At 71.5% G+C, this 4,613-nt stretch carries 4 protein-coding genes; 2 read left to right on the plus strand and 2 right to left on the minus strand.

Annotation, left to right across the window (positions count from 1 at the left end):
- Positions 1–171 precede the first annotated feature (171 nt).
- Together gabT and FPZ41_RS44995 are read left to right on the plus strand one after the other, a co-directional pair.
- Entirely contained in the window at positions 172–1,506 is a 1,335-nt protein-coding gene (gabT, locus tag FPZ41_RS44990; protein WP_152870521.1) for a 4-aminobutyrate--2-oxoglutarate transaminase, read from the plus strand.
- A gap of 406 nt (positions 1,507–1,912) precedes the next feature.
- Positions 1,913–2,620, plus strand: coding sequence for a phosphatase PAP2 family protein (locus FPZ41_RS44995; RefSeq protein ID WP_322621539.1), 708 nt, complete (start codon positions 1,913–1,915; stop codon positions 2,618–2,620).
- Positions 2,621–2,623: 3 nt separating this feature from the next.
- On the opposite strand, the gene FPZ41_RS45000 is transcribed toward FPZ41_RS44995, so the two are convergent.
- Both FPZ41_RS45000 and FPZ41_RS45005 read right to left on the minus strand, forming a co-directional pair.
- Positions 2,624–3,076 (minus strand): hypothetical protein, encoded by a 453-nt coding sequence (locus FPZ41_RS45000; RefSeq protein ID WP_152870524.1) that lies wholly within the window; start codon positions 3,074–3,076, stop codon positions 2,624–2,626.
- A gap of 212 nt (positions 3,077–3,288) precedes the next feature.
- Positions 3,289–4,613, minus strand: a 1,325-nt coding sequence (locus FPZ41_RS45005) for an NAD(P)/FAD-dependent oxidoreductase (RefSeq protein ID WP_152870526.1), incomplete at its 5' end; no start/stop codon positions are given.

Genomic DNA, 4,613 nt, shown 5'->3' on the forward strand with positions numbered 1-4,613 from the left:
GCCAGCCTCCCCCGCCCTAGCCTGCGAGAAAAGAAGGCAAGCGTCCGGAAACGCCCCACGTCGGAGCGGACCGCCGACGCCGGGCCGCCGACACCCGTACACCGACACCCGTACGCGCCGGCACACCCGGACGCCGACACACTCGTACGCAAGATCATCAGGGAGCCCCTCATGACCGCAGTTCCGCAGGAGCGCCGCGTCGTCACCGCCATCCCCGGCCCGAAGTCGCAGGAGTTGCAGGCCCGTCGCACCGCCGCGGTCGCGCAGGGCGTGGGCTCCGTGCTGCCCGTGTTCACCGCGCGGGCGGGCGGCGGCATCATCGAGGACGTCGACGGCAACCGGCTCATCGACTTCGGCTCCGGCATCGCGGTGACGAGCGTCGGCGCCTCCGCCGAGGCCGTCGTCCGCCGGGCCTCGGCCCAGCTCCAGGACTTCACCCACACCTGTTTCATGGTCACGCCGTACGAGGGGTACGTCGCCGTCGCCGAGGCGCTGGCCGAGCTCACCCCGGGCGACCACGCCAAGAAGTCGGCCCTGTTCAACAGCGGCGCCGAGGCCGTCGAGAACGCCGTCAAGATCGCGCGCTCCTACACCAAGCGCCAGGCGGTCGTCGTGTTCGACCACGGCTACCACGGCCGGACGAACCTGACCATGGCGCTGACGGCCAAGAACATGCCGTACAAGCAGGGCTTCGGCCCGTTCGCGCCCGAGGTGTACCGCATGCCGATGGCGTACGGCTACCGCTGGCCGACCGGCCCCGAGAACGCCGGCCCGGAGGCCGCCGCGCAGGCGATCGACCAGATCACCAAGCAGATCGGCCCGGAGAACGTGGCCGCGATCATCATCGAGCCGGTGCTCGGCGAGGGCGGCTTCATCGAGCCGGCGAAGGGCTTCCTGCCGGCGCTCCGGGAGTTCGCCACCGACCACGGCATCGTGTTCGTCGCGGACGAGATCCAGTCCGGCTTCTGCCGTACCGGCCAGTGGTTCGCGTGCGAGGACGAGGGCATCGTCCCGGACCTGATCACCACGGCGAAGGGCATCGCGGGCGGTCTGCCGCTCGCCGCCGTGACCGGCCGCGCCGAGATCATGGACGCCGCGCACGCGGGCGGCCTCGGCGGCACGTACGGCGGCAACCCGGTCGCCTGCGCGGGTGCGCTGGGCTCGATCGAGACCATGAAGGAGCTGGACCTCAACGCGCGCGCGAAGGCGATCGAGGCGACGATGAAGGCGCGTCTGTCCGCCATGGCCGAGAAGTTCGAGATCATCGGGGACATCCGCGGCCGGGGCGCCATGATCGCGATCGAGCTGGTCAAGGACCGCACCACCAAGGAGCCGAACCCGGAGGCGACCGGAGCGCTCGCCAAGGCCTGCCACCAGCAGGGCCTGCTGGTCCTGACCTGTGGCACCTACGGAAACGTCCTCCGCTTCCTGCCCCCGCTGGTCATCGGCGAGGACCTGCTGGGCGAGGGCCTCGACATCATCGAGCAGGCGTTCTCGCGCATCTGAGTACGGGGTCGTCGAACCTGGGCACGGATGAGTCCAGTGCGTGCCCAGATGAGCCCGTGACCACTATCCGGAATCCCTCCGGCCACCCCCATTCATCCCTGACGTCCCACGCTTCCCGCAACCGGAATCCCGGCCGGATTCCGGTGCGCGACGACAAGAGGCAGAGGGAGTGAAGAACGTGTGCAAGGTGGCCGTGAGGACCCGATTCCGTCTGTCGCAGCCGTTTCTCCTGCCGTAGGTTCTTAGCCAGATGAGAGATACACCCCGCCCACAGGGGACTGTGGGTGACACCGGGTCGAGGCCTCCCCAGCTTCGCCCTGGTCGTGCCCTCGCGCACACACTCGGAGCTTCCGGCTCCGGATCTCCTCACCGATCGGATGGCCGCTCGCCCCAAACCCCCCGGGGCGTGCGGCACACCGGTCTGGACGGCGGCCTCGGAACCACCCCCCCTGTTCCGGGGTCGCCGACCTCCCTCCTCTTCTTCTTTCTCTTCCTGGGCCTTCCGGTCCTCCTCTTCGCGCTGGTCACCTGGCAGATCGCCGTCCACGGCCCGCTCGCCCGCGCGGACGAACGCCTCAGCGGCGAGCTGGTCCACCGGGACGGCTTCTCGGTCTTCCTGGCCGACCTCGGCAATGTCACGGTCGCCGTCCCCGTCCTGGCCGTCGTGCTCGGGTACGTCGCTGTGCGCGCCCGCCGAGCCGGTACAGACCACTGGTGGACACCCTCCGTGGCGGCGGGCGTCCTGATGGCCCTCGTACCGGCACTGGTGGTCCCCCTGAAGGAGCTGCTCGACCGCCCGGGCCCACCGATCATGGGCGGCGGCACCGGCTACTACCCCTCGGGCCACACGGCCACCGCCTCCATCGCGTACGGAGGCGCGGTCCTCGTGCTGTGGCCCTGGCTGCGCGGCCGGCGCACGCGCGGCCCGGTCGTCCTCGTCTGCCTCGCGCTGAACCTCGGGGTCGCCCTCGGTCTGGTCCGCAGCGGCTACCACTGGCCACTCGACGTGGTGGCCAGTTGGTGCCTGTGCGCCGTGCTGCTGCTGTCTCTCCGGCTGTTCCTCGGCCGGAGCGGCCGTCGAAGGTCCGCAGGCCCGGCCGTGCAAGCCCCCTGACGGCTACCGCCCCCCGTCCCGCGCCAGACCGGCCGCCGCCTCGTGCATCGCCAGTTCCAGCAGCGCCGGATCGGTGAGTGTGCCGGTGCCGTCCGGCGGGACCAGCCAGCGGATGTCGCCGCTCCGCCGTCCCGGATACGGCACCACGATCCAGGTGCCGCGTCCCGCGGAGCGCACGCCCGTGCCGAGCCACCGGCTCGCCGTGCCCGGGGGCACGAAGAAGCCCGTGCGGTCGTCACCGAAGTCGCTGAGCACCGGCCCCGGCCGGTCGAGGCAGCGGGTCAGCACGTCGAGCGTGGGACGGCCGAGCCCGGCCGGCAGGATCAGTACGTCCCAGGCCCTTCCGGCCGGGAGCAGCGCGACCCCGAGAGGGCTGCGCTCCCACTCCTGGCGGCAGGCGTCGGGATCCGGAGCAACGGATGCCAGCCAATCGACCGCTGTCTTGGCCCCAGTCATGGCGGGACTTCCTCTCTGTGGTGCTGCTCTGTGGCGCTGCTCTGTGGTTCCGCTGTGGACGCCGGTCGCGTCCACGGGCGGAGAGAGGGTTTCCGAAGCATCATTACGCGGGTTCCGGACGGCTCTGGTGGTGAACGGGGCATCACAGCGGAGCAGGGTGTGCGCTGAGGGATCACGAGCGCCGCCGCACGCCCCGTCGCCCGCCGTGCGCGTCAGCTGTCGAAGCCCAGACCGAGCCGGTCCATCGCCTTCAGCCACAGGTTGCGCCGTCCGCCGTGGGCGTCCGCGCGGGCCAGCGACCACTTGGTGAGGGCGATACCGGTCCAGGCGAAGGGCTCGGGCGGGAAGGGCAGGGGCTTCGTGCGGACCATCTCCAGCTCCGTGCGCTCGGTGCGCTCCCCCGCCAGCAGGTCCAGCATCACGTCCGCGCCGAACCGGGTCGCGCCCACGCCCAGGCCCGTGTAGCCCGCCGCGTAGGCCACCCGGCCCTGGTGGGCCGTGCCGAAGAACGCGGCGAAACGCGAGCAGGTGTCGATCGCGCCGCCCCACGCGTGGGTGAAGCGGACGCCCTCCAACTGCGGGAAGCAGGTGAAGAAGTGCCCGGCGAGCTTGGCGTACGTCTCCGGCCGGTCGTCGTACTCGGCGCGCACCCGGCCGCCGTACGGGTAGATGGCGTCGTAACCACCCCAGAGGACGCGATTGTCGGCGCTGAGCCGGAAGTAGTGGAACTGGTTGGCGCTGTCGCCGAGTCCCTGCCGGTTCCTCCAGCCGATGGAGGAGAGCTGGCCCGCGGAGAGCGGCTCGGTCATCAGCGCGTAGTCGTAGACCGGGACGGTATACGCGCGGACGCGCCGGACGAGGCCGGGGAAGACGTTCGTGCCGAGGGCGACCTTGCGGGCGCGGATCGTGCCGTACGGGGTGCGGACGGCCATGCCGGCGCCGTACGGCTTCAGGGTGAGCGCGGGGGTGTGCTCGTAGACCCGGACGCCGAGGCCCAGGCACGCCCGTTTGAGGCCCCAGGCGAGCTTGGCCGGGTGGAGCAGGGCCACGCCCCGGCGGTCGTGGAGTCCGGCCAGGAATGTCGGTGAGTCGACTTGTTCCCGTACGGCGTCGGCGTCCAGGAACTCGATGCCGTCGGCGAGGCCGTGGCGCTCCGTCTCGGCGTGCCAGTCGCGCAGTTCGGCGGCCTGGTGGGGTTCGGTGGCGACATCGATCTCGCCGGTGCGCTCGAAGTCGCAGTCCAGGGAGTAGCGGGCGAGTGCCGCCTCGATCTCGTCGAGGTTGCGGGCGCCCAGCTCCTGGAGCTTGTGGATCTCGTCGGGCCAGCGGGCGAGGCCGTTGGCCAGGCCGTGGGTGAGCGAGGCGGCGCAGAAGCCGCCGTTCCGGCCGGAGGCGGCCCAGCCCGACTCGCGGCCCTCGACGAGGACGACGTCCCGCTCGGGGTCGCGCTCCTTCGCGAGGAGCGCGGTCCACAGCCCGCTGTAGCCGCCGCCGACGACCAGCAGGTCGCACGTCTCGGCTCCGGTGAGGGCGGGCT

It is taken from the genome of Streptomyces acidicola (assembly GCF_009377235.1).
Classification (GTDB): Bacteria; Actinomycetota; Actinomycetes; order Streptomycetales; family Streptomycetaceae; genus Streptomyces; species Streptomyces acidicola.

Excerpts from the sequence above, each read along its gene's own strand:
- FPZ41_RS45000 (WP_152870524.1), bottom strand. The coding sequence starts at position 3,076 with ATGACTGGGGCCAAGACAGCGGTCGATTGGCTGGCATCCGTTGCTCCG.
- gabT (WP_152870521.1), top strand. The coding sequence starts at position 172 with ATGACCGCAGTTCCGCAGGAGCGCCGCGTCGTCACCGCCATCCCCGGC.